Raw genomic sequence first — 22516 nt, 5'->3', positions numbered from 1 at the left:
ATAAATGATCGTTCTACCAGCATGATTTTCAGCCATTAAATTATTTAAAGAGAAGTTATTTCTATTCAGAAAATAAGTTGTATCTTTGTCGCGCTTATAAATCGTGGTATGTATACCACAACTATAATGTAGGCAAATTATTAATCTTATTTAAAAAGAGTTATGCCAGTAAAAATTAGACTAGCAAGACACGGTCGTAAAAGACGTGCATTCTACCACATCGTGGTAGCAGATAGCAGAGCACCACGTGATGGTAAGTACATTGAGCGTATTGGATCATACAATCCAAACACCAATCCTGCTACAATTGACCTAAATTTTGACAAAGCCTTAACTTGGCTTGGTAATGGTGCTCAGCCTACCGACACTGCAAGAGCAATTTTATCTTACGAAGGTGTAATGATGAAAAAACACTTGTTAGAAGGTGTTAAGAAAGGTGCTTTTGATGAAGCAACTGCTGAAGAAAAATTCCAAGCTTGGAAGCAAGAAAAAGACGCTAAAATCAACGCTAAGAAAGATGGTCTTTCTAAAGCTGCTGAGGAAGCTAAAGCTGCACGTTTGGAAGCAGAAGCTAAAATTAGCGCTGACAGAGCAGAAGCTATCGCTAAGAAAGCTGCTGAAGCTGAAGCTGCTGCTAAAGCTGAAGAAGCTGGTGACGATGCTGAAGCTGCAAATGAAGAAGGAGCTGAAGAAACTGAAGCTTAATTTGAATTGCATGCTTAGAAAAGAAGATTGTTATTTAGCTGGAACCTTTACTAAAACTCATGGAGTTAAAGGTGAATTGGTTGCCAAAACAAACGGTGATCTTCTTGAAAGAAATAAATTGGAGTCAATCCTCGTCGATATCGATGGGGGATTGGTTCCTTTTTTTATTTCAAATAATGGAATTAGCTCGAGAAATCATTCGAGCGTAAGAATTTTATTGGAGGATATGTCAACCGAAGAAAAAGCCAAAAGGTTTATTGCTTGCGATATCTATGTTCCAATGAAAGATGTACCAGACTATATTGTCGAACAAGACGAATTGGATCCTAATGTTTTAATTGGTTTCACCTATGAGGATGAAGAAAGAGGTGAACTTGGTGAGATTGTAGACATTCAGGATTTTGCGGGCAATATTGTAATGGTAATAGAGATTAATGGTGAGGAAGTGATGATTCCTTTTGCCGACGAAAACTTTATCGACCTTGATGAAGAAAACAAAACCATTTGCATGGAAACGCCTGATGGTTTGCTTGACCTTTACCTTGATTAATACAGATTAAAATATTTCGAGTGCCTTAGTACTGATAACTGTTGACTGATCATTGTCTACTGTTATCCTACTATTTCGTTTTCGTACTCGCGAATTCTGATTTTTAAAGTTTCCGGTACAGAAATACTTTCTCCCAATTTTTGGCTGTACCCAACCATAACCTGTGAAGTTTTAGTTTTGATTTCGCCAGTTACAGAATCAACAATATTCTGATAAAGTCGAACACTTTTATTGCCAAGTTTGTGAATTCTGGTATGCACTTCAATTTTATCGTGCAAAGTAATTGATGATAAGTAATCAATTTCGAGATGTGCAACAATAAGAGCTGAATCATTCCAATCGATCACCTGTCCATAAATTTGCTGAAAATAATCCATTCTGGCCAAATCCAAATAACTCAACTGTACTCCATTATTAACATGTCCCATTAAATCGATATCCCCAAAACGAATTTGTATTTTCTTGATGTGCTTAAATTCCATTGTAAAAATTTTTTGGCGAATTTAAGAAATATTGAATGAATATCTATAAAATGAGGAGAGAGGCAACAATGCCACGTCCCTACAAAAATTATACATGGGTGCAACTTTTCATGGACTTGTTCGTCCTTTATAAAGTACGAAATGATTATTTACCTAAAACCATAACATATGAAATCAAAACGTATTACTTCCCTTATTGCAATTTTCGCCTTGGTATTAAGCAGTACAATTGCTTTTGCTCAAAAAACCGAAGATCGAAAAGTGGCTTCCTTTGAATCAATCAGTCTTTCTATTGCTGCCAAAGTTTATGTGAGTCAAAACGAAAAAACATCTGTGAAAATTAATGGTTACGCCGATGATTTGGATGAAATTATTACTGAAGTTGAAGGATCAACTTTAAAGATAAAGCGTAAAAAGAACAAAGGCTGGAATTGGAACAATCGTTCTTTCAAAAAAGTTGAAGTTTATATTTCAACTCCAAATGTAGAAGACCTTAGAATTTCAGGATCAGGAAATATTATTGCTAAAACTCCTATTCAATCAGGTAGCGTTAACTACGCAATCAGCGGAAGTGGAAACATTATTATCGATAAGTTGAAGGCTGATAATGTAGAGTGTCACATTTCAGGTTCAGGTGATATCCGTTTAAAAGGAGAATGTCAAGACGAATTGGAAATTCATATTAGCGGATCGGGTGATGTTGAAGCTGAATATTTTGAAGCTAAATCAGTTGACGTAAGAATTTCGGGTTCTGGAGATTGTAAGGTTTACGCATCGGAAAAAATAAATGCTCGCGTAGCTGGTAGTGGAGATATTTATTACCGAGGCAATCCTGAATATGTTGATAGTAAATCAGCAGGATCGGGTTCTATTAAATCTGTTAGGGAATAATTGTTGTGTTCCCACGTATAATGGAAGCGTTCCGATAGGCAAAGACAGCATTCTCACCAATAAAGGCAACGTTCTCATGCGTAGCGGCAGCGTTCTCTTCTACAAAGGCAAGGTGATTATCCGTTGCGGCATGGTGCTCTTGCATAAAGGAAGCGTTCTCCAGCTAAGAGGTATTGTTCCCCTTGCTAAAGACAATGTTATTTTGTAAAAAGATATAATATAAAACCTCTCAGAAACTGTAAGATCTGAGAGTTTTATATTATATTTCCTATTTCCTTAGGATTTGAATCTCCCCTCCTACTCCAATTTTGATAATGCTTGAAGCACTCGCTTTTTCAAAATCATCTTGTCGGTACTCCACCACATAATCAACCAATTCTTTCAATTCTTCATTGATTTCAGAAAAATTCGCAGGTGATGGATCTCCACTAATATTGGCCGAAGTTGATACAATTGGTTTCTTAAATCTTTGAATCAGATTTTGAGTAAACTCCTCATTTGTAATACGAATACCAATGGTTCCGTCAGAGTTAATTAAGTTTGGCGCCAAATTCTTTGCTCCTGGATAAATCAAGGTCATTGGTTTGTCGTTCGCCTCAATCAATTCCCAGGCAATTTCAGGCACCTCATCAACGTAAGAATTCAGTCTGTTAGGATTTTCCATTAACACCAACATTGCCTTACAATCTTCACGTTGTTTAATTTCATAAACCCTTTTTACTGCATCTGCATTTGTAGCATCACAGCCAATTCCCCAAATGGTATCGGTAGGATAAAGAATTACTCCTCCTGATTTTAAAACCTCTAGTGCTTTGTTAATGTCGTTATTCATATTATTCGTATATGGTAGAGACGTAGCAATGCTACGTCTTTACATATGGTCAGCAATTTTTTATACTGCAACGTTATATTCACGCAGTGCATCATTCAAAGATGTTTTCAAGTCGGTTGATGGTTTACGCTTACCAATAATAAGTGCACAAGGGACTTGATATTCTCCTGCAGGGAATTTTTTGGTTCTGGTACCTGGAATCACAACTGATCTAGCTGGCACAAAACCTGTATATTCTACTGGTTCTTCTCCGGTTACATCAATAATTTTAGTCGATTTTGTAAGTACCACGTTAGCGCCAAGAACAACTTCTTTTTCAAGATGTACACCTTCTACTACGATACAACGAGATCCGATAAAACAATTGTCCTCCACAATTACCGGGGAAGCTTGAATTGGTTCCAATACACCTCCAATACCAACACCTCCACTCAAATGAACATGTTTTCCAATTTGAGCACAAGATCCAACAGTTGCCCAAGTATCAACCATGGTTCCCTCATCAACGTATGCGCCAATGTTTACATATGATGGCATCATTACCACATCTTTTGCAAGGAAAGCCCCGTAACGAGAAACCGCATGAGGTACAACACGAACTCCCAAATCAGCATAGTTGGTTTTCAATGCCATTTTATCGTGGAATTCGAATGGACCCACCTCTATGGTTTCCATTTTACGAATTGGGAAATAAAGAATTACTGCCTTTTTAACCCACTCGTTTACCTGCCAACCACCTTCAATTGGTTCTGCAGTACGTAATTTTCCTTTATCAAGAAGTTCAATTACTTCTTCTATATTTTTCTGCACTTCAGGCGAGCTCAATAAAGATCTATCCTCCCAGGCAGACTCAATGCTTTCTTTAAGATTTTCGTACATATTCTTATTTACTTCTAAAATTTTGGTTAATGCTCACAAAACTAATTAAAAGTAGAATAGTGAAAAAGTGAAAATGCAAAAAAATGAAAGTACAAATGAGTGAATGAGTTAATAAGGTATTTTGAAGCTGATATTGGTAATTCTTCTTTCGTAATTCGCAATTTCTTATTCGTAATTTACCAATCCATTTTTTACTTTTGGGCAAACAAATTATCAGAACATGCAAAATTCAATCTTCCTATCCAGTTTAAACATTCACGAATCGTGGAATTCTTTTCTTACCAATGAAATTATTGATTTGATTAAAAGCATCGAATCATCCATTCAAATAGAAAGTGCTACGCCAAAAAAAGAATTGGTTTTAAGGTTTTTGGAGATGGATTTACATGCTATTCCTGTGGTAATTTTAGGACAAGATCCTTATCCGCAAGAAGGTGTTGCAACGGGTCGATCGTTTGAAGTAAATGGATTGAATTCGTGGTTCGATAAATTTAGGAATGTATCCTTAAAAAATATTCTTAGAAGCATTTACAAGGCTTATACTGCCGAGGAGTTGAAGTATTCTGAAATCTTAAAAAAATTAAATGAGGGAGATCGTTTGCCAATGGAAGGTGATTTTAAGGTACTGCCTCCAAACCAATTGTTCCGTTACTGGTGGGAAAAAGAAAATGTACTTCTATTAAATACAGCATTTACCTGTGAAATTGGCAATCCAAATTCTCACACCAAAATTTGGTCAAAATTCACTCAAAAATTATTGGGTCATATTGCCGACCAGAACAAAGATGCAGTTTGGTTCCTTTGGGGAAACAATGCTCAAAAAATTGTTGCTGACATTCAAATTGAGAATAAAATAGAGACCTCGCACCCAATGATGTGTTATCAAAGAGATAATGACATTTTATTTGGCAAAGTAAATCCATTTAACGAAACAAAAAACAAAGTAAATTGGTTAGGGGTTAACTAAAGTCGAAGCGCTTAAATTCGGTTAAAGTGTGTTAAAAAATGTAACAATCGGGTTTTAAGATAAATGAGTGAGCTATATTTATCATTCATTATTTAATCTAAAAATCTTGAAAACTACAATTAGCACCATATTTTTACTGCTTTTAACCATTAGCAATTCGTTTTCGCAGGACCATAAAGACCAAACCTTTGTTGTTTCAGGTAAGGTAATTAACTCTGAAACAAAGGAAGGAATTTCATTCGCTCACGTAAATTTGGACGACACCTATTGGGGAGTTATTTGTGATAGCTTAGGCTTTTTTAGAATACGAGTAAATCCCGATCAGAAATTGAAAGTTACTGCAATGGGATTTAAAGCTCAATTGGTAGATGTTCAAACTCCTGGTGTTGAAAAAGAGCTATTCCAGGAAATTATTATGGACCAAGAAAGCTACATGTTACAAGAAGTGCAGGTGCACTCTTTTGGCAGCTGGAATGACTTCAAAGAGCAATTTGTAAAAGCAAAAGTACCAGCAGATCCTGATGCTTCTTTGGCCATAAATTTTGGAGATTTCACCATGGACGAATACGCCGGAAGAGCCATGAGGAGACAAGGTGCTGGTATCAGTTTGGGTTTCGGTAACAGGAAAAAGAAATTCAAAGGCATGAAAATTCCTACCAAGCTGGAAGAAATTCACACTACTCTTTTGTCTGAAAAATTCAACCGCAATTTAGTAGCCGAAATCACAAAAGAAAATGGCAATCGTCTGGATATTCTGATGAAATACATCAACTCCAGAACCAGCTTTTCTTATCAAAGTAGCGATATGTACATTGTAAGAAGAATAAAAGAATTGCATAAGAAATTTCTTCAGGAAGATACTGATTTTCAAAACAACCTAAGCTTTACAGATACTCTTGGTACAATCGAGAACCATCTAAGACCTTGAGTACCCCAACCCACTAATGATGAAACCAATCCCTAAATCTCTTATTTTTATTTGCTTTACTCTAATATCACTAAATACTTTAGCGCAAGAATACGCTCAAGATTCCACAATTAGTATCTCTGGCTTGATTCTGACAGATAAAAGCAAAGAACCCATTGAGGATGCAATTATTACCATAAAGCGAACAAGAAGAGGTGTTATTAGCGACAGTTCTGGAGTTTTTCATTTGCAAATTCTGCCGAAAGATACTTTGGTAATTAGTTCTATGGGTTTTGAAATGATACAATGGCCTGTTCCCGCCATAACAGATCCTAATTTTCCACCTTTTTTCAAAATTTATTTAAAAGATCAGGCAGTTCCCTTAAAAGAAGTAAATGTATATGCACTCGGAACTTATGATGATTTTAAGGAAGAATTCGTGAAGAAAAAACTTCCACCCAAAAAAAAGAAAGGAGAAGGCTTTAAGCTCAGCGAAGCACAAATGTTTGAGATTAAGCTAAAGGAACAGGCAAGAACTCCACCCAATGTAGTTGCTGGTTTAATTGGTCTTGGCAGTAAATTATTTAAAAAGAAAAAGAAACCTCAACCTGTATTCTCGAATGAGATAAACTACCTACACCAGCAAATGCTTGAAGAAAAGTTTAACAGGGAAATTGTTTCTAATTTAACTGGCGAATCCGGAAAAACATTGGAACAACTTTATGCTTTCATATGCAAGAATTCGGATTTTACTTACCAAGACAGTGAATTGGATATACAAACAAAAATTTTAGAACTTTACAAAGAATATAAACTAGATCCTGAAAAGGCAAATTCTAGCTTATTAGAACTTAAAAAGACAAACAAAATACCAAATCACCTGCGACCATAATCTCAACATGAAGATCTTTTTAAAATTCATAATCATCCTTTTTCTCTCTGCACATGCTTTTCACGGCAATGCTCAATCTTTTCTACAAGATTCAATTGTGAGTATATCAGGTTTAATATATTCTTCGAAAACCAATGAAGCAATTTCTAATGCCACAGTAACCATTAAACGATCGAGAAAAGGAGTCATATGTGACAGTACGGGAGTTTTTCATTTGCAGATTCAAGACCAAGATACATTAGTGATTAGTGCTTTAGGTTATGAAATGAAGGAATGGCCTGTTCCCGTTATTTTAAACCCTGATTTTCCACCATTCTTTCGAATAAAATTGCAAGATATATCCTATATGCTTAAAGAAGTTGATATTTATGCTTTGGGAACCTGGGACGAGTTTAAAGATGAGTTTGTAAAAGCCAAAGTGAAAGAGAAAAATCCAATTAATAAGGACATTGGAAAACAATTGGCTCCATACAATACCAAAAAACCTGATCCTGTTCCTGCTCAATATCGACCTAAAGTAGATAAAAAAATGGGAGTGGTTGATGCCATTTTCAGGCCAACGGATTTTCTGCACAACAAGTTGAGTAAAAAAGAAAAAACAAAGAAAAAAATCAGCAAAATCATTAAATCGGAAAGCAAAAACAAAAAGATTAGCGCAAAATATAATGCTGAAATTGTATCGAATGCAACTGGATTAGAAGGTGATGAACTGGTGGCATTTATGGAGTTTTGTGGAAAGAAAATTCACGTAACCGAAAATTCGAGCGATTACGATGTCATGAAACAAATTCTGGATCTGTATAAAGAGTACACTAAAGCAAAGGAGTAAACAAACGAGTAATGGATTCCTTCATTTTTTGCATTTTCGATCGCTGAATCCATTTCTCAAGTACGACCTCTTCGCTTTGCTGCAAATCTTCTAAAAATCGTTCTCGCAATTTCAAAGTTACTTTTTCATCGTAAACCAAAGCATTTACTTCAAAATTCTGTTCAAAACTTCTCACGTCCATGTTTGCAGTTCCCACCGTTGACAGAATTCCATCAACGGTCATGATTTTGCTATGATTGAAACCTGTTTTGTAAAAATAAATTCTCACTCCAGCTTCAAGCAATTCTTCGATGTAGGATAAAGTTCCCCAATAAGTCATGAAAGAATCTGATTTATTTGGAATCAAAACCCGAACATCAACACCACTCATGGCTGATGTTTTTAAAGCCATCAAAATGCTACTGTTGGGCATAAAATAAGGTGATGAAATGTAAACATTTCGTTTTGCCGAAGTAATTGCCGAAAAATAAGCCTGCATAATACTCGCCCAATCGGAATCGGCACCTGAAGCTGTAATTTGTAGCAAACACTTCTCCTTGGCCTTTTTATTGGGCAGGTACTTTTCGTTAATCAACACTTCCTGACGCACAAAATACCAATCGATTAAAAACACAATTTGTAAACTTGAAGCCCCTTCACCTTTTACCTTGAGGTGAGTATCTCGCCAAATGCCAATTTCAGGAATGCCATGCAGATAACGATCCGCAAAATTCAAACCTCCAACAAAAGCAGTAGTTCCATCAATCACAATAATTTTTCGGTGATTGCGGTAGTTTACCCTACTGGTTAATATTGGAAAACGAACGGGTAAAAATGCCTGAACTTTAACTCCCGCTTCCTTTAAAGTTTCAACATAGTGTTTGCTTAATTTCCAACTGCCAACATCATCGTAAATCACTCGCACCTCTACTCCATCTCTTGCTTTTTCTACCAATATCTCCAGCAATTCCGAAGCCAACTCACCATCTTCAATAATGTAATATTCCAAATGAATGTGATCTTTTGCCTTACGCAAGGACTTAAAAATCTCTGTAAAAGTTTCCTTGCCATCATTCAAGACATTCACCTTGTTGTAACCACTCAACAAAGCTTTGGAATTATTCAGCAGCAAGGTCATGATATTTTTCTTCTCATGGATGCGCTCATCCTTCAAGAAACGGCTTTTATTCAAACGAAGTTTCTGATCCTGGCTCATTACCTGAAGCCATTTTAAATCGCCCAATCCTTTCATGCTGAACATTTTTCGCTTGCGAAAACTTTGTCCAAAAACCAGGTAAACTACAAAACCAAAAATCGGAAGGAAAATCAAAACCAAAATCCAGGATATGGTTTTTAAAGGACTTCTATTTTCAAGAAGAACAATTATAATGGTAGCAATAATGGTTAGAGCATAAAGAATACTCAGTGCACCAAACAACTGTATCCAAAAATCCGACCAATTAATTGATAGTAACATAAATCTATGAAAATAGAAGATTTGTATCTTTGTTTCTAAATTCGCTTTACAATGCCTAAATATAAAACCATTTAAATTTCATTGTGAGCATCAAGCGAAACAATGAAATATTAAATTGAAATGCCGATATATAATCTGTATAACTCAGCAATTCAAAGTAAAATCATTCAGAACCGATGAGCCAATTAAACAACATACAATCTACAATAAATTACATAAAAAAAGAACTTGAAAGCATTTATAGTTCGCGAGAAAGTGAAAGCATTGCATACATACTGCTTGAAGAACTTCTGAATTATTCACGCACTCAAATACAACTGAATAAAACCGAGGCTATTCAGGACGAACAATTCGAGAAGATCAAAGAATACATTGCAGATTTAAAAGAGAACAAACCAATTCAATATGTTTTAGGCGAAGCTGATTTTTATGAGCTGAAATTCAAAGTAAATCAGCACACATTAATTCCAAGACCAGAAACGGAAGAGTTGGTTCATGCCATCATAAATGAAAATAAAGATGCAAACTTGCATGTATTGGATATTGGAACCGGCAGTGGATGTATTCCCATTTGCCTGGCCAAGCATCTTTTAAATGCAGATGTAACAAGTGTTGACATATCGTCTGGCGCAATTAAAACTGCCAAAGAAAATGCAAAACTAAATTCAGTTCAAGTTAGATTTGAAGAAAGGGACATTTTAAATTGGGAAGCTTATGAATGGGAGCAATTGGATATCATCGTAAGTAATCCGCCGTATGTAACCAATACTGAAAAAGAAAAAATGGAGAAAAATGTATTGGATTTTGAACCGCATACAGCGCTTTTTGTGAGCGATCATGATCCTTTAATTTTTTACCAAAGAATTGCAGAATTGGCTCAGGAATATCTGAAAGAGGGAGGAAAACTGTACTTTGAAATCAACGAAAGTTTGGGAAAAGAAATGTCAGAATTGATGGAGCAAAAAGGTTTTTCCAACGTACAAGTTAGAAAAGACATTAATGGTAAAGACCGAATGATGTCGGCGATAAAATAATTTTATAATGTAGAGAAGTAGCAATGCTACTTCTCTACAAATCATTCAAAAATCAATGTATAAAAAAAAGCCCACCCAAATTAGCCCAGCCGCTGCTCTTTCTAAAGTACAATTCATTTGCAGCAAACAAGAGAAATGCTGCAGCGATATTCGAAAAAAACTACAAGATTGGAACATTTCTGCGGATGATCAGGATGAAATAATAACATCATTAATCGAAGACAAGTTTATTGATGAAAGTAGATTTACGAACTTTTATGTGCGCGATAAGTATCGCTTCAACAAATGGGGAAGAATAAAGATATCCTACCATTTAAAGCACAAACAAATTCCGGAAAGAATCATAAACGAAGCCCTGGAACAAATTAATGATCCAGAATATAAAGAAAACCTCCAGGGGCTTTTACAATCCAAACTGCGAAGCTTAAAAAATGATGATCCGTATCAGTTGAAGACAAAATTGTATCGCTTTGCTCAAAGCCGGGGATTTGAGTCGCAATTGTCTTTAAATCTTATTGATGACCTCCTGTCAGAAATAAAATAAAACTTTAAATTTAGCTTTGGCAAGCTTATTGTTAAGGAATGTTTATCTTTAATTTTGCTATCGAATCATACACTAAACCTATACAAATGATAAAAACTTTACGCACGACTCTCAGTTTTACATTGATAATATTCTTGCTTATTGGTTGTTCGGCACAACAAGGTATGGCAAAAAGAAGAGCTCCAAAGTGGGTTAAAGAGAGGCCTATTACTCCTGATTATTATGTAGGAATTTCGGTTGTGAAAAAAGATGATTCAAAAACCAATTACATCCAACTAGCCAAAAATCAGGCTTTACATGATTTGTGTTCCGAAATATCAGTGAACATTTCAGCAAACTCGGTTCTTCAACAATTCGAAGATGAAACCGCTTTTCGCGAGAATTTTCAATCGGAAATTCAAACTTCCTTAATGGAAGAGTTGGAAGGCTATGAAATTGTTGGATCATGGGATAACAAAAAAGGAAACGAATATTGGGTTTACTATCGTTTATCGAAATCGCAATACGAATTACAAAAGCGATTAAAATTGAACAAAGCCAAAAAATTGGCTCAAAACTTCTTTGAACAAGGGAAAATTAGCGAAGAAAATCTCGATATCTTCCAGGCTTTAAATTACTATGCCAAAGCTCTTGATGCCATCAAAAAGCATTTAGATGAAGACTTGTCGGTAATGACTTTTAAAGGAAGAATTAACCTGGGTACCGATATCTATAACTCCATTCAGAACATTTTTAAAAGAACTCTATTAACTCCCGATAGAAAAGCAATCAAAATTGAAATTTCAACATCGCAAAAAGAACCGATTTTGGTGAAGGCTGAATGGTTGGGAGAAAGTGGAAACAGTTTAATTCCTAACCTTCCTTTGGCTATTGATTTCTCGAAAGGAGAAGGTGTTCTAAACAACAAAGTTAGCACCGACGAGTTTGGTTATGCAGCTTCGAAACTTTCAAAAGTAACTTCGAAAATGAAATTACAGGAAATAGAAGTTGGATTGGATCTAAGCACTATTCTGAACGAAGAATCGGAAAATTATCAGCTAAACAAATTGTTCTTTACGCCAGAATCGGCGCCAAAAAGCAAAATCATTATCAATGTTGAGCGCTTAAAGGCTTATTTGAATTTTAGCGAAAAGATTTTTGGTAAGGATTCAAATCGTGAGATTTTAAAAAATAACGTAAAGAAAGAGCTATCGGAGAATTTCTTCTCTTTTACCAATGATAAAGAAAAGGCCAAAGTCTTTCTCGATATCAATACCAATGTAACCAAAGGAGAAATAAAGGAAGGTAGAAACTACAAAGTATATATCGTATATCTTGATTGTTTCTTCTCACTTACTGATGTCAACAGTGGCATGGAGATATTCAATGATGCGATATATGAAGTGAAAGGAATGAAACCGATCAGCTATGATTATGCAGTGAAGGAAGCGTATGAACAAGCTGTTGAAGAAATTCACAACACTATTATTCCAAAATTAAATCAACTGGACTTATAAAAATTAGTAATGAATAATTGGTAATTAGTAATTAATTACCTCAAAACAAGAAAAGATGAAAACAAGAAAATTACAATCATTATTCCTTGGTTTAGGAGTTTTATTAGCTGCCGGATTAAGTTCATGTGGATCTGCTGAAAAAGCAGTTTCTACCAAATCTCAGGGCGAAGAGCTTATCGAAGTTTATTGTACCGGTCCTGATTACCAAAGCGACAAAAACCACTTTAGAGCTTCTGCAATTGGCGAGAGTTTAGATCAAATGGTTGCGAAGAAAAAAGCTGGAACCAATGCTCGCGCCGAATTGGCAACTTTAATTCAATCTACTGTTCAAGGAACAATCGACAACTACGTAAACTCAACAGAATTGAACAATGTTGAACAAGTTGAAGAACGTTTTGAAGGCTTAACTCGCGAAGTGATCAACCAACAATTGAACAACATTAAGGTGATCTGCGAAAAGCAAACCAGAACTGCTCAAAACAAATACAAAACTTATATCGCTCTTGAAATGAGTGCTAAAGATTTGGAAGAGGCAATCAACCAAAAATTATCACAAGACGACAAATTGAAAGTTGATTACGATTACGAAAAGTTCAAGAAAACTTTCGAAGAAGAAATGCAAAAATTACAAGCTCAGCAAAGAGGTTTCTAAAACCTTTCAAGGTATAAATTTAAAACAGCGCATAGAATCATTCATGCGCTGTTTTTTTTTTGTAGTAGTAGGATGGTGATATTCACCTGTGATTCTATTTTATACCGATTATTAATTTGTATAAGCCATTAGTACGCTTCACTTCTAATGCCTAACAAATTATATCTCGACATTATACTTAAACTATTCGAGAGCTTAAAATAGCTCTCTGTTTTTTATATATGGTATTAAATACCTATCGGTATGAATTAGTCAATTCAACACTCTTGATAATTCCTGAACCCGATTGGGAGACATAGGAAGTTTATAAACTTCATTATTACAGGACAGTAAACATTGTTTATCTTTTCTATTCACAGACTTTAAGTAGTCCAGGTTAATTACTGCCGAACGACCAATTCTGAAAAATACCTTACTGGTGAGTTGTTGCACTACACTTCCTAAGGTTGTGGAAGTAGTTAAGCTTGTACCATCAACCAACTTGATATCCGTGTAATTTCTATCGGCCTTACAAAACAGAATTTCCTCTGGTTTTATTACCTCAAAACCCACACGATTTTTAATGGTAACCCTTTTCTGAATTTTCAATTTCAGAAACAATTCGGTCATTCGCTGTTTTTCCATTTCTTCGTATTCCATGGTCTGAACACGATTCAAGCAGAATTGCAAATCTTCAATGGCAATTGGCTTTAGCAAATAATCAACTGCCGAAGATCGGATTGCTTTGATGGCAAAATTTTCGTTTTTAGTTGTAATGGCAAAGTTTGGGCGCTCTCCCAATTCCAACAATCCATGAATTAACTCAAAGCCATTTTCGTTTTTCAGATTTATCTCTAAAAACACCAATTGTGGCTTGTGCAATACGTAAAGCAATAAAGCATCTTCAACTGTAGTAGAATGATAAACCTTGCACTCCAGTTCAATTTTACTTAGTTTCGATTTTAAATCTGCAATTTCCTTTTTGCAATGATCTACGATTAAATAAACATTCATGGTCGGGATTTTTAGTTTGATTTTCTATTGAAACAAAATTCCGCAATTGCTCATGCAAAAAAAATAACCCGAAGTAGTAGATTTTGGCCTAATGAAATTATCTAAGGTCAATTTTTGTGTATCCAACCATAGCTTTCAATGATTGAAATACAGATTTGATCTTTTCATAAAAAGATCAATATAAAAGAGTAATGCGTAGTAAATAATTTATACTTTCAAGAATTATAATCACTAAGCCATTACCTTCTGATATGAATATTGTCGTTATCGAAGATCATCATTTACTAAAAAAAGCAAGTGCCGAACTTTTAACCGAAATGTATCCCGATGCAAATATCGAAAGCTTTACTTATCCATCAAAAGCCAAAGCCTATATTCAAAATCGTGAAATCCATTTAATGTTGGTTGATTTGGAGTACAACAACAAAGAAGATGGGATTGCATTTATAAAAGAGCTAAAAAAAATCAGAAAAGAATTAAAATGCATTGCCTATACCAGTCACAATCTTAATCAGATTTTAAAAGATATTCGTAGCGCTGGTTTCAATTCCTATTTGAACAAGGATGTCGGCGAAGATGAAATTGTATCAGCAATTGATGCGGTAATGAATCTACATCCTGATGTTTTCTTTGAATCCTCATCATTCCTAAAACACAAAAAAGCCATAGAAGAGCAGGATAATAAATATTACAATACCGATTACGAAATGCTGAAATCGCTAACCAAAACAGAAAAGAAAGCGCTTAAGTTAATTTCGGAAGATAGCACAAGCAACAACGATCATTTGGCACACAAACTGGGGATTCAGCTCAACACCTTAAAGAAACATCTGAGTAATATTTATCGTAAACTGAATGTACGCAGCAAGGATGGTTTAAAACATTTTCATGATAGAGTAATCAAGAATTAAACCACCAATTTAAAATAAAGTCCATTGCCCGGCGAAGTTTGTATATCAATTTTACCCGATAGAAGTTCTGCCCGCTCCTGTACGTTAAACCAGCCATTTCCTTTACGGATTTTATTTAAATCTGCTCCTATCCCATCATCGGCATATTCGAATTGGATGCTTTTGCTCTCCTTTCTGAATTTAATTACAATACTCGAAGCCTGTGCATGTTTTAAGCTGTTGTTTACCAATTCCTGCACAATTCGTATCAGGTTGATTTTTTTCTCGAAGTCTTCCAATTCAAATCCTACAGGCAAATGAATCTGCAAATCAATATTCTGAGGAAAATGGTTTAAATACAAGGAGTCGGACAAGGCATCACGGAAATTTTGGTTGGCAATGGCATTCATATTCAACTGATGAGAAACCCCACGCACCTGATCGCTTATTTTTCGAAGTTGCTTTACAAAAGTATCGTCGCCATTTACCTTTTCCATACTTCTGCACAAATGGCTTAAATCTCCTGCTATTGAGTCGTGCAGTTCCATTCCCAATCGGGTAGACTCATTATTCGAGGCTGCCACTTTCTCCTTTAAAATTTTTGTTTTTTGGCGTTGTTTTGCAAAGAAACCAATAGGTAAAAGAGAAAACAGAAACACCCCAAGTACAATTTTCATGTAAAAACTTTCATTTGCCTTGGCTTCCTTCTCTATGTTCAAAACTTCTATCTGCTGCTCCTTTTCGCGGGTTTGGTAACGGGTTTCCAATTCGTTAATACTCTTCATGCTCTCCACATTGAAAATACTGTCTTTCACTTCAACATAACGATCATAATAAGTCGTCATTTTACCAAATTCCTTTTTGGTCAGATATAGTTCTTTTAATTCTTTATAAATTTCTTTTTTGAGATGCAAACTACCCACTTCTTCGACTATACGATTCCCACGCAGCAAATATTTTTCCGATTCTGTGTAATTTTTCTGAATCCTAAAAAGCTGACCAAAAGAGATGCAAGTATTAACGATTCCTAATTTATCTTTCATTTCCTCTTTTAAGCTCATCGATCGCCTTAGATTATTTTTAGCCAATTCATAATCTTCAAGCTTTATATACAACAGTCCAATGTTATTACATGTAGTAGCAATCAGTTTTTTATTCCCTAGATTCTCTTTAATTAAAAGTGACCGTTGATAAAAGTCCAAGGCTTTTCTTATTTGCCCCATTTTTTTATAAGTATCTCCAATATTATTCAGAGATCCAGCAACCCCTTTTTTATGTCCTATCCTCTCTCTAATCTGTAAAGATTTCTGAAAGAATTCTAAAGCTTCATCAAATAACTTCTGTTGTAATTTTACCGTACCAATCTCATTATAACAAGAGGCTAATTCTTTGCCTGAGGGAAAATTCTTGGCATACTCTAAAGTTTTGATTAAGTACAATATTGCATGTTCATAGTCTCCACTTTTTCTGAAACTAATCCCCATGTTTAAAAGTGCCAAAAAACGAGATTTGGACACATTTTCTTCGGAAACAAAATCAAGAACTACTTGATAACATTCTCTGGATTTAAAATATTCTTCCTTAGTATTAAATAAAATACCCAGATTATTAGTACTTGTGATATATAACTGTGTATCTCTTATTTCTAAAGCTTGTACTTGTGCATTCACTAAAAATTTTTCCGCACTTTCAAAATCACGCTTAGACCACTCACTTAATCCTTTCTTAATCAGTTCAACAACTTTCTGCCTAGGAGATGTTTGAGCTTCTTCTTTTGAAAATGCGACATCAATGGAAAAAATAAAAAAAATAACTGAATATAGAATATATCGCAACATGTGTATATGATTAATTCTTAGGCATACACCTAGTATTTTTTGTTGATTAAGAAAGAAGTCGTTCCAAATTTGGAACGACTTCTTAAAAATAAACATATTTTAGATATTCACTCTTAATTAATAAGAAATTGTTATTGCTAACAATATTTACAAAAAATATTTAAAATAGCTTTCATAAGCTAAATTAGCTTCTTCTTATGAAAGTCCAGTTGTATCTGGAATTACCTCGTCATCAGTCTCAGATCGGTATTGTATCTTGATTACTTCATTTCCTATTGAGTCGAAATCATATTTTTTATTAAAAATCTTTAATCCTGTAGAATCAGGAATGGTTTCATCATCAATCTCAGATCTATAAACATCTATTTCTGAAATCGAATCATTATCCAATTTTGACATTTCATCAATATTAGTCAATTCATCATTTTTATCACAGCTAACAAAAGTTAAAGCGAATAGAGCGATTAAAAGCATATAAAAAAATGTATTTGTTTTCATTGTGTTTTGTTTTAAATTTTTGACATGGCTCGCCCATTACGATATGGTGAGCGTTTAATTTGAACACCCTATGGTGTCCTGTTAAAAAGGGTTTGAAAGGATGAGTGAACAGCTTGCAAAACGAGAAATCGTCCTTTCATAGCAATTTTCGAATTGCTTATGTTCACTCTTTAAGAATGTTTATTATCTTTGGTAGCTAACCAAGTTCGAACGAAATAAACATTCGGTTGAAATTTCTATGAACAAAACTAGGCAGAACCCAAATCTTAATTTTGGAAATGATTGGAAACTTCCATTTCCAAAAAAAAATGATGGTGAAATCAATTACATCGTACCGCTTTGATTTTAGCTTAAAATTCGAAGTCTAAGGTGTCAATTGTTTTTTCTATCTACTGAAAACCAAACGATATGCTTGTAACAGAAACCCCTACCATTCGATACTTTGCCGAGGCAGAAGTAAAAGCAAACGGATGCGAAATCAGAACCCTAATCCGTAAAGAATTTCTGAACCACAAATACAAGGAGAAGTTAAAAACGGCTTCCAAAATAAAGAATCATGTAAACCAAACACTCTTACAATATATCCAAGCCATTTTGAACGGTTCCATGATCAATTGGCAAAGACAGATGGACGAAGTAATTGCAAGTGAAAACACACAAACAACATTCTGTGCCAAAGATTGCCTGAGCATATTAAGTGATTATACAAGCCTGAATACTAATGAGCAAAAGCATCAGTTTCTGATCGCTCAAAGCCAAGAGCTAAAAAGCATTATCGATGAAAATACAAATGCTTGGAAAGAAAAAGGAAAACAAAATGAATTACTGCGCTTACAAAAGGAGCTTCACGAGTTTATACAAGAAAAAATACTGCTCGATGCCATAAACACGTTGAAAGGATGCCGGATGATTACGGATCAGTTTTTAAAGGAAATTAAAATTTTATCGGACAAGGAAATCCTGAAAAGTTTTGATTTGGATGCAGATGATTTTAAGCAAGTCAAAAGTTTAATAACCGGAAACTGTACCACCGAGTTTCGCGATTACACCATCAATTTTGCAGTAGGGCTTTTGATGTTGGATTTGCAAAAGGAATACGCCATTATCGAAGAGAGAAAAAAGGAGGGCATATCACTTTTGCAAAGCAGAAAAAGGTGGGACGACTACCTGGAGGAATCGAAAAATCAGCCTACGGTTTTTTGGCAGAAATGTCGAAAGAAAAGTATGATGCCGAAGTTTTTACCGATCGCAGTCTGGTTAGCAATTCATTTGATCAGTTTATTGATTCAGCATCAAATGCATTTGTTCTATTGGGCAATGCCGGAAGTGGAAAAACCAATCAAATTTGCCACTGGGCTTCAGAATTGCTAAAGAAGGACGAATGTGTAATCTGTATCAACAGTAAAATTTTCTCAAACATTGGTGTGGAAGAGTATTTTCAAACTGCATTTGGCGAACTCAAACTGGAAACACTCTTGACCAATTTGCAAATTCTGGCTCAGCAACAAGAAAAGAAAATTCACCTCTTTTTCGATGCGATTAACGAGTGTGTAGATTATTTCGATAAAGCTTCGCTGAAAAATCAGAAAGGTCCCATTGAGTTGTTGACCGTAATCGACAAGTATTTCATCAAACACAATTTACCCGACCTAAAAATTGTAATCAGTTGTCGTTCCTATACCTGGAAAGAACTGATTGAACTGGAAGCATCGAGCATTAAACATGATTTGTACTATTCCAATCAAAGAAAAGAGGAGCACACCACCATTCAGCACTTGAGCGAATCGGAATTAAAGTGTACTTACCAAAAGTATCAGCAAAAATATCAACTCAAAACCAGCAGCGAGGAACTCTTTCATTCCGATTTCAATTTGATCAGGAATCGTTTAACCGATCCGCTGATCCTAAAAATGTCGTCACTGGTTTTTCAAAAGCAAGCATTGCCAAAGGACATTCGTTTGTTTCATTCCAATCATCTATTTGAAAATCTGTTAAAGGAGAAAGGAATTACGCCAACCGGTAAAAACAAACGCGAATACGTACTGCTCAATAAAATTGCCAAATACCTTTGGAAATCAGATGGTGATTCCATTCATGTTGAACAATTGATTTCGGCATATGACGATGAAGATTACCCTTTGCACAAGTTAAGCAAAAGCATTTTTTACAATGATGATTTTGAGTTCAGTCTTCCTTTTGAAGCCTTGATTGAAAAGGGAATTCTGAAAATTGAGGAGAAAAATAGTATCAATGAAATTCGATTTGTTTACGAACGTTATCAGGAATATTTGTTTGCCCGCATTTTTAAGGAACAAGAAAATATAAAATTGGTTCATCCAGCATTGCCCATTCCTCCCGAATCGTATAAAACAGCCCTGCATACAGGTAAAAATTACGCGGTAGTTCGCAATGCCTTGCGCTCTGCACTGCTTCAGGATTATTTGGACAAAAACAACGATCCTAAAACCATATTAAGCCTGGCTTACGATAACAATTACGAGGTACAACAATTGGTTATAGATGCCCTTTCGGTGATTTTGCAGGAAGATTACCATCAACTATGGAGCTTGCTGGAACAAATGTTATCGCACAATAGCGAAGATTCAAACGAAAAAGGAAAACGCCTTGACAAGTTGGAAAAATTGTTGGAAGACTACAGCAAAAAAAAAACCAACAGCCAATCCACAAAATATGAACAACGCTTGCAAGAGCGAAACCAGATATTGAACGATTTATCGCCCACCATACAGGTGAAAAAGATTGCGATTTACGCCATTTATGAAATCTTTAAATCGGATATCTACCAAAATCAATTGTATCCCAAAGACAAACATCCGGTTTCATCTTTGCTGCATGCCATGGCCAACCCGGTTTCAAGGGTAAGAGATATTGTGAGTTTGTATGTTTATTACATAACCAAGCTGGATAAAAACCTTGGATTCGAAATTCTGGATCATCTTGCAGGTAAAATGACCAAATCAAATGTCATTTTTAATTTCTGGAACGATTCATTGAAGAAACATGTGTTCGAACCTGCCATTCGAATCAGTACTCTTTTAATTGTGGAAGATCTTTCGAGCAAAAAGAATGTAGATCTTAGCAAAGATTACGAATTCACTTTTAAGATTATCAATCAATGGATCAAAATCCTAACTGAATTTAGTATTGTATTCCCGGTTTTGAAGAAGTTTACCTTGCGAAAACTGGCAACCGTTCAGTCGGAATATGTGAACAATGGGATTGAATACCAGCATTTCTGGGATAAAATACCTGTTGGAAGCAAGAATGGAGAATGGTCGCACCAAGGCTACAACCAACTGCTGGATTACTTGACCAACGACAAGGATGATTTTACCGATCTTCACCCTTTGGTAATGGAAGCCATGTATTCGGGTGATGCTTACAGCTTCTTTATGCTGGAAAGAGTCCTGATCATGCAAGCCTTCCAGGATTGGAAACGCATAGAGTATATCGTGCAGCAGGTAAACGAGGCCGATGTTGCACATCCGTGTGTGGATTACATGCAGATGTCTACCTTATACGTATTGTTCCGATATCTTATTGCAATCGAAAATCCCGATCAGGAAGCCATGCGATTGTTTTCAACACTTACCTACAATTGGACTGCAAGATGTAAAGGCGTGTATTTCGCTCACAACAATTACGAAGCCAACAACAACAAGCCTTACAAGCAATATACACTCAATTGGTATGGTGCAGCCTATTGCGTGCAATATGGCGATGGGAATAAACGAGAGGAAGATGAGTATCCGATGCCGATTTTCTACCAGCTGATTGACGAAGCCATGCAGAAAATGGACAAGGAATTGCTGTACTGCTGTATCGAAAATATTGCGGTTTTGGTTACCGATTTTGGTTACCACAAAAGTGCGCTTCAATTGTTCGAATATACGATGAATAAGATACAGCACGAATCCACAATAAGAGATTTGGATGCCATACAAGTGGATCGTGCCAATTACCAGGACGATATCAGAACCTTTTTGTGTAAAACCCTGGGTACCATTAAAAGCTACCATCACAAGGAAGTAGATTTCTTCATTTACAACAACTTGAGAAATTCTTCCTTCCCGGAAATTGACAAGTTTCGCGAAGAGTTGATCAACTACAATCAATCCTATGAGAACATTGGCGATTTATTAACCCATAAGTTTGGTAATTTTATCATTTGGTCTTTGCAAAACGATCCGAAAATTAGCGCCTCGTTCAAGCAAATTATGCAATATGGAACCGAGGTGGAAAATTACAAAGGATGGTTCAAGAAACTATCGACCCATGTGTTTGATAAACTTTTTGGCATCGAATTTTAAAAACAGAAATCATGACAACTAAAAAAAGAAAATACAAGAAAATACTACTGCTAATGTTATGCATCCCCATTTTGTATGGAGGATTTCATTACATTAAAATCACTACTTTTTCGAAGACTATGACTCATTCCACCCTATCGGTCATCGCACATCGTGGAGCCTCTGCCAATGCGCCAGAAAACACACTGGCTGCGGTGAAACAAGCGCTAAACGATCGTGCAAATATGATAGAAATCGATGTTCACCTCAGTAAAGATGGCAAGATATGTGTAATGCATGACAATAAGGTAAACCGAACTACCGATGGCAAGGGAAGAATTAAAAACCTGGATTGGCAATACATTCAAAGTTTGGATGCAGGCGCATGGTATTCTTCAGAATTTAAAGGTGAAACAGTGCCATTGCTACAAGAGGTTTTGAATTGTGTAAATGGGCAAGCAAAATTGATCATCGAAATCAAAAATAAAAGCTCCTACTACCCGGGAATCGAAAAAAAAGTTGTGGACTGCATTCAGCAATACAAAGCAGAAAACTGGTGCATTGTTCAAAGCTTTCACGAGGATGTTTTGGAGAAGGTTCATCAACTGGCACCAAGTCTTGAACTTCATAAGCTGGAAGTATTTGTCATTCCATCGCTGAACATTGCTTTCGGTACAATACCGCACCTGTTCAAGCCTAAGGATTACATTACATCCTACAACATCAACTGCTTTTTTCTGTCGGAAGGCATTGTTCAAAAATTGCATCAACTCAACAAAAAGGTAAATGCATGGACCTGCGATTCTCCTTCTGTTGTCAACCGAATGGAATACATTGGTGTGGATGGTATTATTACAAATAAGAATTGAAA

At 35.6% G+C, this 22516-nt stretch carries 21 protein-coding genes; 14 read left to right on the top strand and 7 right to left on the bottom strand.

Features of this window, described 5'->3' with window-relative positions; all coding sequences use genetic code 11:
• The first annotated feature begins 162 nt into the window (after positions 1–162).
• Together JCM15579_RS04935 and rimM are read left to right on the top strand one after the other, a co-directional pair.
• Positions 163–705: a 30S ribosomal protein S16 gene (locus JCM15579_RS04935; protein ID WP_054716584.1), complete on the top strand. Its 543-nt coding sequence runs from the start codon at positions 163–165 to the stop codon at positions 703–705.
• A 10-nt stretch (positions 706–715) separates the two neighbouring features.
• On the top strand, positions 716–1255 hold the full coding sequence (gene rimM / locus JCM15579_RS04930) for a ribosome maturation factor RimM (protein ID WP_172677364.1): 540 nt from the start codon (positions 716–718) through the stop codon (positions 1253–1255).
• Positions 1256–1317: 62 nt separating this feature from the next.
• Here rimM and JCM15579_RS04925 read toward each other — a convergent pair whose 3' ends face one another.
• Complete coding sequence (locus JCM15579_RS04925) at positions 1318–1737, bottom strand: acyl-CoA thioesterase (protein WP_054716579.1); 420 nt, start codon at positions 1735–1737, stop codon at positions 1318–1320.
• A 168-nt stretch (positions 1738–1905) separates the two neighbouring features.
• On the opposite strand from JCM15579_RS04925, the gene JCM15579_RS04920 reads away from it, so the two are divergent.
• Positions 1906–2628 (top strand): head GIN domain-containing protein, encoded by a 723-nt coding sequence (locus tag JCM15579_RS04920; protein ID WP_054716577.1) that lies wholly within the window; start codon positions 1906–1908, stop codon positions 2626–2628.
• 268 nt (positions 2629–2896) lie between these two features.
• On the opposite strand, the gene JCM15579_RS04915 is transcribed toward JCM15579_RS04920, so the two are convergent.
• Together JCM15579_RS04915 and JCM15579_RS04910 are read right to left on the bottom strand one after the other, a co-directional pair.
• Entirely contained in the window at positions 2897–3460 is a 564-nt protein-coding gene (locus JCM15579_RS04915; protein WP_054716574.1) for an L-threonylcarbamoyladenylate synthase, read from the bottom strand.
• A 60-nt stretch (positions 3461–3520) separates the two neighbouring features.
• Positions 3521–4339, bottom strand: a complete 819-nt coding sequence (locus tag JCM15579_RS04910) for a 2,3,4,5-tetrahydropyridine-2,6-dicarboxylate N-succinyltransferase (RefSeq protein ID WP_054716572.1) — start codon at positions 4337–4339, stop codon at positions 3521–3523.
• Positions 4340–4559: 220 nt separating this feature from the next.
• On the opposite strand from JCM15579_RS04910, the gene JCM15579_RS04905 reads away from it, so the two are divergent.
• The 4 genes from JCM15579_RS04905 to JCM15579_RS04890 all read left to right on the top strand — a co-directional run bounded on the left by JCM15579_RS04905 (position 4560) and on the right by JCM15579_RS04890 (position 7934).
• Positions 4560–5306, top strand: coding sequence for a uracil-DNA glycosylase (locus JCM15579_RS04905; RefSeq protein ID WP_054716569.1), 747 nt, complete (start codon positions 4560–4562; stop codon positions 5304–5306).
• A 106-nt stretch (positions 5307–5412) separates the two neighbouring features.
• A complete protein-coding gene (locus JCM15579_RS04900; RefSeq protein ID WP_054716566.1) occupies positions 5413–6234 on the top strand; it encodes a carboxypeptidase-like regulatory domain-containing protein in 822 nt (273 codons plus the stop codon).
• A gap of 19 nt (positions 6235–6253) precedes the next feature.
• A complete protein-coding gene (locus JCM15579_RS04895) occupies positions 6254–7105 on the top strand; it encodes a carboxypeptidase-like regulatory domain-containing protein (RefSeq protein ID WP_054716562.1) in 852 nt (283 codons plus the stop codon).
• Positions 7106–7202: 97 nt separating this feature from the next.
• The gene (locus JCM15579_RS04890; RefSeq protein WP_172677363.1) at positions 7203–7934 is read left to right on the top strand and encodes a carboxypeptidase-like regulatory domain-containing protein; all 732 of its coding nucleotides are present in this window, start codon (positions 7203–7205) and stop codon (positions 7932–7934) included.
• On the opposite strand, the gene cls is transcribed toward JCM15579_RS04890, so the two are convergent.
• Positions 7918–9390 carry a cardiolipin synthase gene (gene cls / locus JCM15579_RS04885; RefSeq protein ID WP_054716557.1) on the bottom strand — a complete coding sequence of 491 codons (1473 nt, stop codon included), beginning with the start codon at positions 9388–9390 and terminating at the stop codon, positions 7918–7920. The two genes, JCM15579_RS04890 and cls, sit on opposite strands and share 17 nt — an antisense overlap.
• A gap of 176 nt (positions 9391–9566) precedes the next feature.
• On the opposite strand from cls, the gene prmC reads away from it, so the two are divergent.
• The 4 genes from prmC (at position 9567) to JCM15579_RS04865 (ending at position 13116) form a co-directional block, all read left to right on the top strand.
• The gene (gene prmC / locus JCM15579_RS04880) at positions 9567–10424 is read left to right on the top strand and encodes a peptide chain release factor N(5)-glutamine methyltransferase (protein ID WP_054716554.1); all 858 of its coding nucleotides are present in this window, start codon (positions 9567–9569) and stop codon (positions 10422–10424) included.
• A 55-nt stretch (positions 10425–10479) separates the two neighbouring features.
• Entirely contained in the window at positions 10480–10968 is a 489-nt protein-coding gene (locus tag JCM15579_RS04875) for a regulatory protein RecX (protein ID WP_083464542.1), read from the top strand.
• Between the two features lie 86 nt (positions 10969–11054).
• Positions 11055–12464 (top strand): LPP20 family lipoprotein, encoded by a 1410-nt coding sequence (locus JCM15579_RS04870; protein WP_054716551.1) that lies wholly within the window; start codon positions 11055–11057, stop codon positions 12462–12464.
• 55 nt (positions 12465–12519) lie between these two features.
• A complete protein-coding gene (locus tag JCM15579_RS04865; protein ID WP_054716548.1) occupies positions 12520–13116 on the top strand; it encodes an LPP20 family lipoprotein in 597 nt (198 codons plus the stop codon).
• A 252-nt stretch (positions 13117–13368) separates the two neighbouring features.
• Here the strand turns inward: JCM15579_RS04865 and JCM15579_RS04860 are convergent, their stop codons facing one another.
• Positions 13369–14109 carry a LytR/AlgR family response regulator transcription factor gene (locus tag JCM15579_RS04860; protein ID WP_054716546.1) on the bottom strand — a complete coding sequence of 247 codons (741 nt, stop codon included), beginning with the start codon at positions 14107–14109 and terminating at the stop codon, positions 13369–13371.
• 251 nt (positions 14110–14360) lie between these two features.
• Here JCM15579_RS04860 and JCM15579_RS04855 point away from each other — a divergent pair, with 251 nt between their 5' ends.
• Positions 14361–15020, top strand: a complete 660-nt coding sequence (locus JCM15579_RS04855) for a response regulator transcription factor (RefSeq protein WP_054716544.1) — start codon at positions 14361–14363, stop codon at positions 15018–15020.
• Here JCM15579_RS04855 and JCM15579_RS04850 read toward each other — a convergent pair.
• Both JCM15579_RS04850 and JCM15579_RS04845 read right to left on the bottom strand, forming a co-directional pair.
• Entirely contained in the window at positions 15017–16837 is a 1821-nt protein-coding gene (locus JCM15579_RS04850) for an ATP-binding protein (protein WP_054716540.1), read from the bottom strand. The two genes, JCM15579_RS04855 and JCM15579_RS04850, sit on opposite strands and share 4 nt — an antisense overlap.
• 195 nt (positions 16838–17032) lie before the next feature.
• Complete coding sequence (locus JCM15579_RS04845) at positions 17033–17335, bottom strand: hypothetical protein (protein WP_054716537.1); 303 nt, start codon at positions 17333–17335, stop codon at positions 17033–17035.
• A 1154-nt stretch (positions 17336–18489) separates the two neighbouring features.
• Between JCM15579_RS04845 and JCM15579_RS04835 the strand changes: the two genes are divergently transcribed.
• Both JCM15579_RS04835 and JCM15579_RS04830 read left to right on the top strand, forming a co-directional pair.
• Positions 18490–21666, top strand: coding sequence for an NACHT domain-containing protein (locus JCM15579_RS04835; protein WP_172677362.1), 3177 nt, complete (start codon positions 18490–18492; stop codon positions 21664–21666).
• Between the two features lie 11 nt (positions 21667–21677).
• On the top strand, positions 21678–22514 hold the full coding sequence (locus tag JCM15579_RS04830) for a glycerophosphodiester phosphodiesterase (protein ID WP_083464538.1): 837 nt from the start codon (positions 21678–21680) through the stop codon (positions 22512–22514).
• Positions 22515–22516 lie beyond the last annotated feature (2 nt).

The organism is Marinifilum fragile JCM 15579, assembly GCF_001310955.1.
In the GTDB taxonomy this organism is placed as follows: Bacteria; Bacteroidota; Bacteroidia; order Bacteroidales; family Marinifilaceae; genus Marinifilum; species Marinifilum fragile.
The sequence above is the reverse complement of the archived record's forward strand: the minus strand, read 5'-3'. Positions and strand labels throughout refer to the sequence as shown.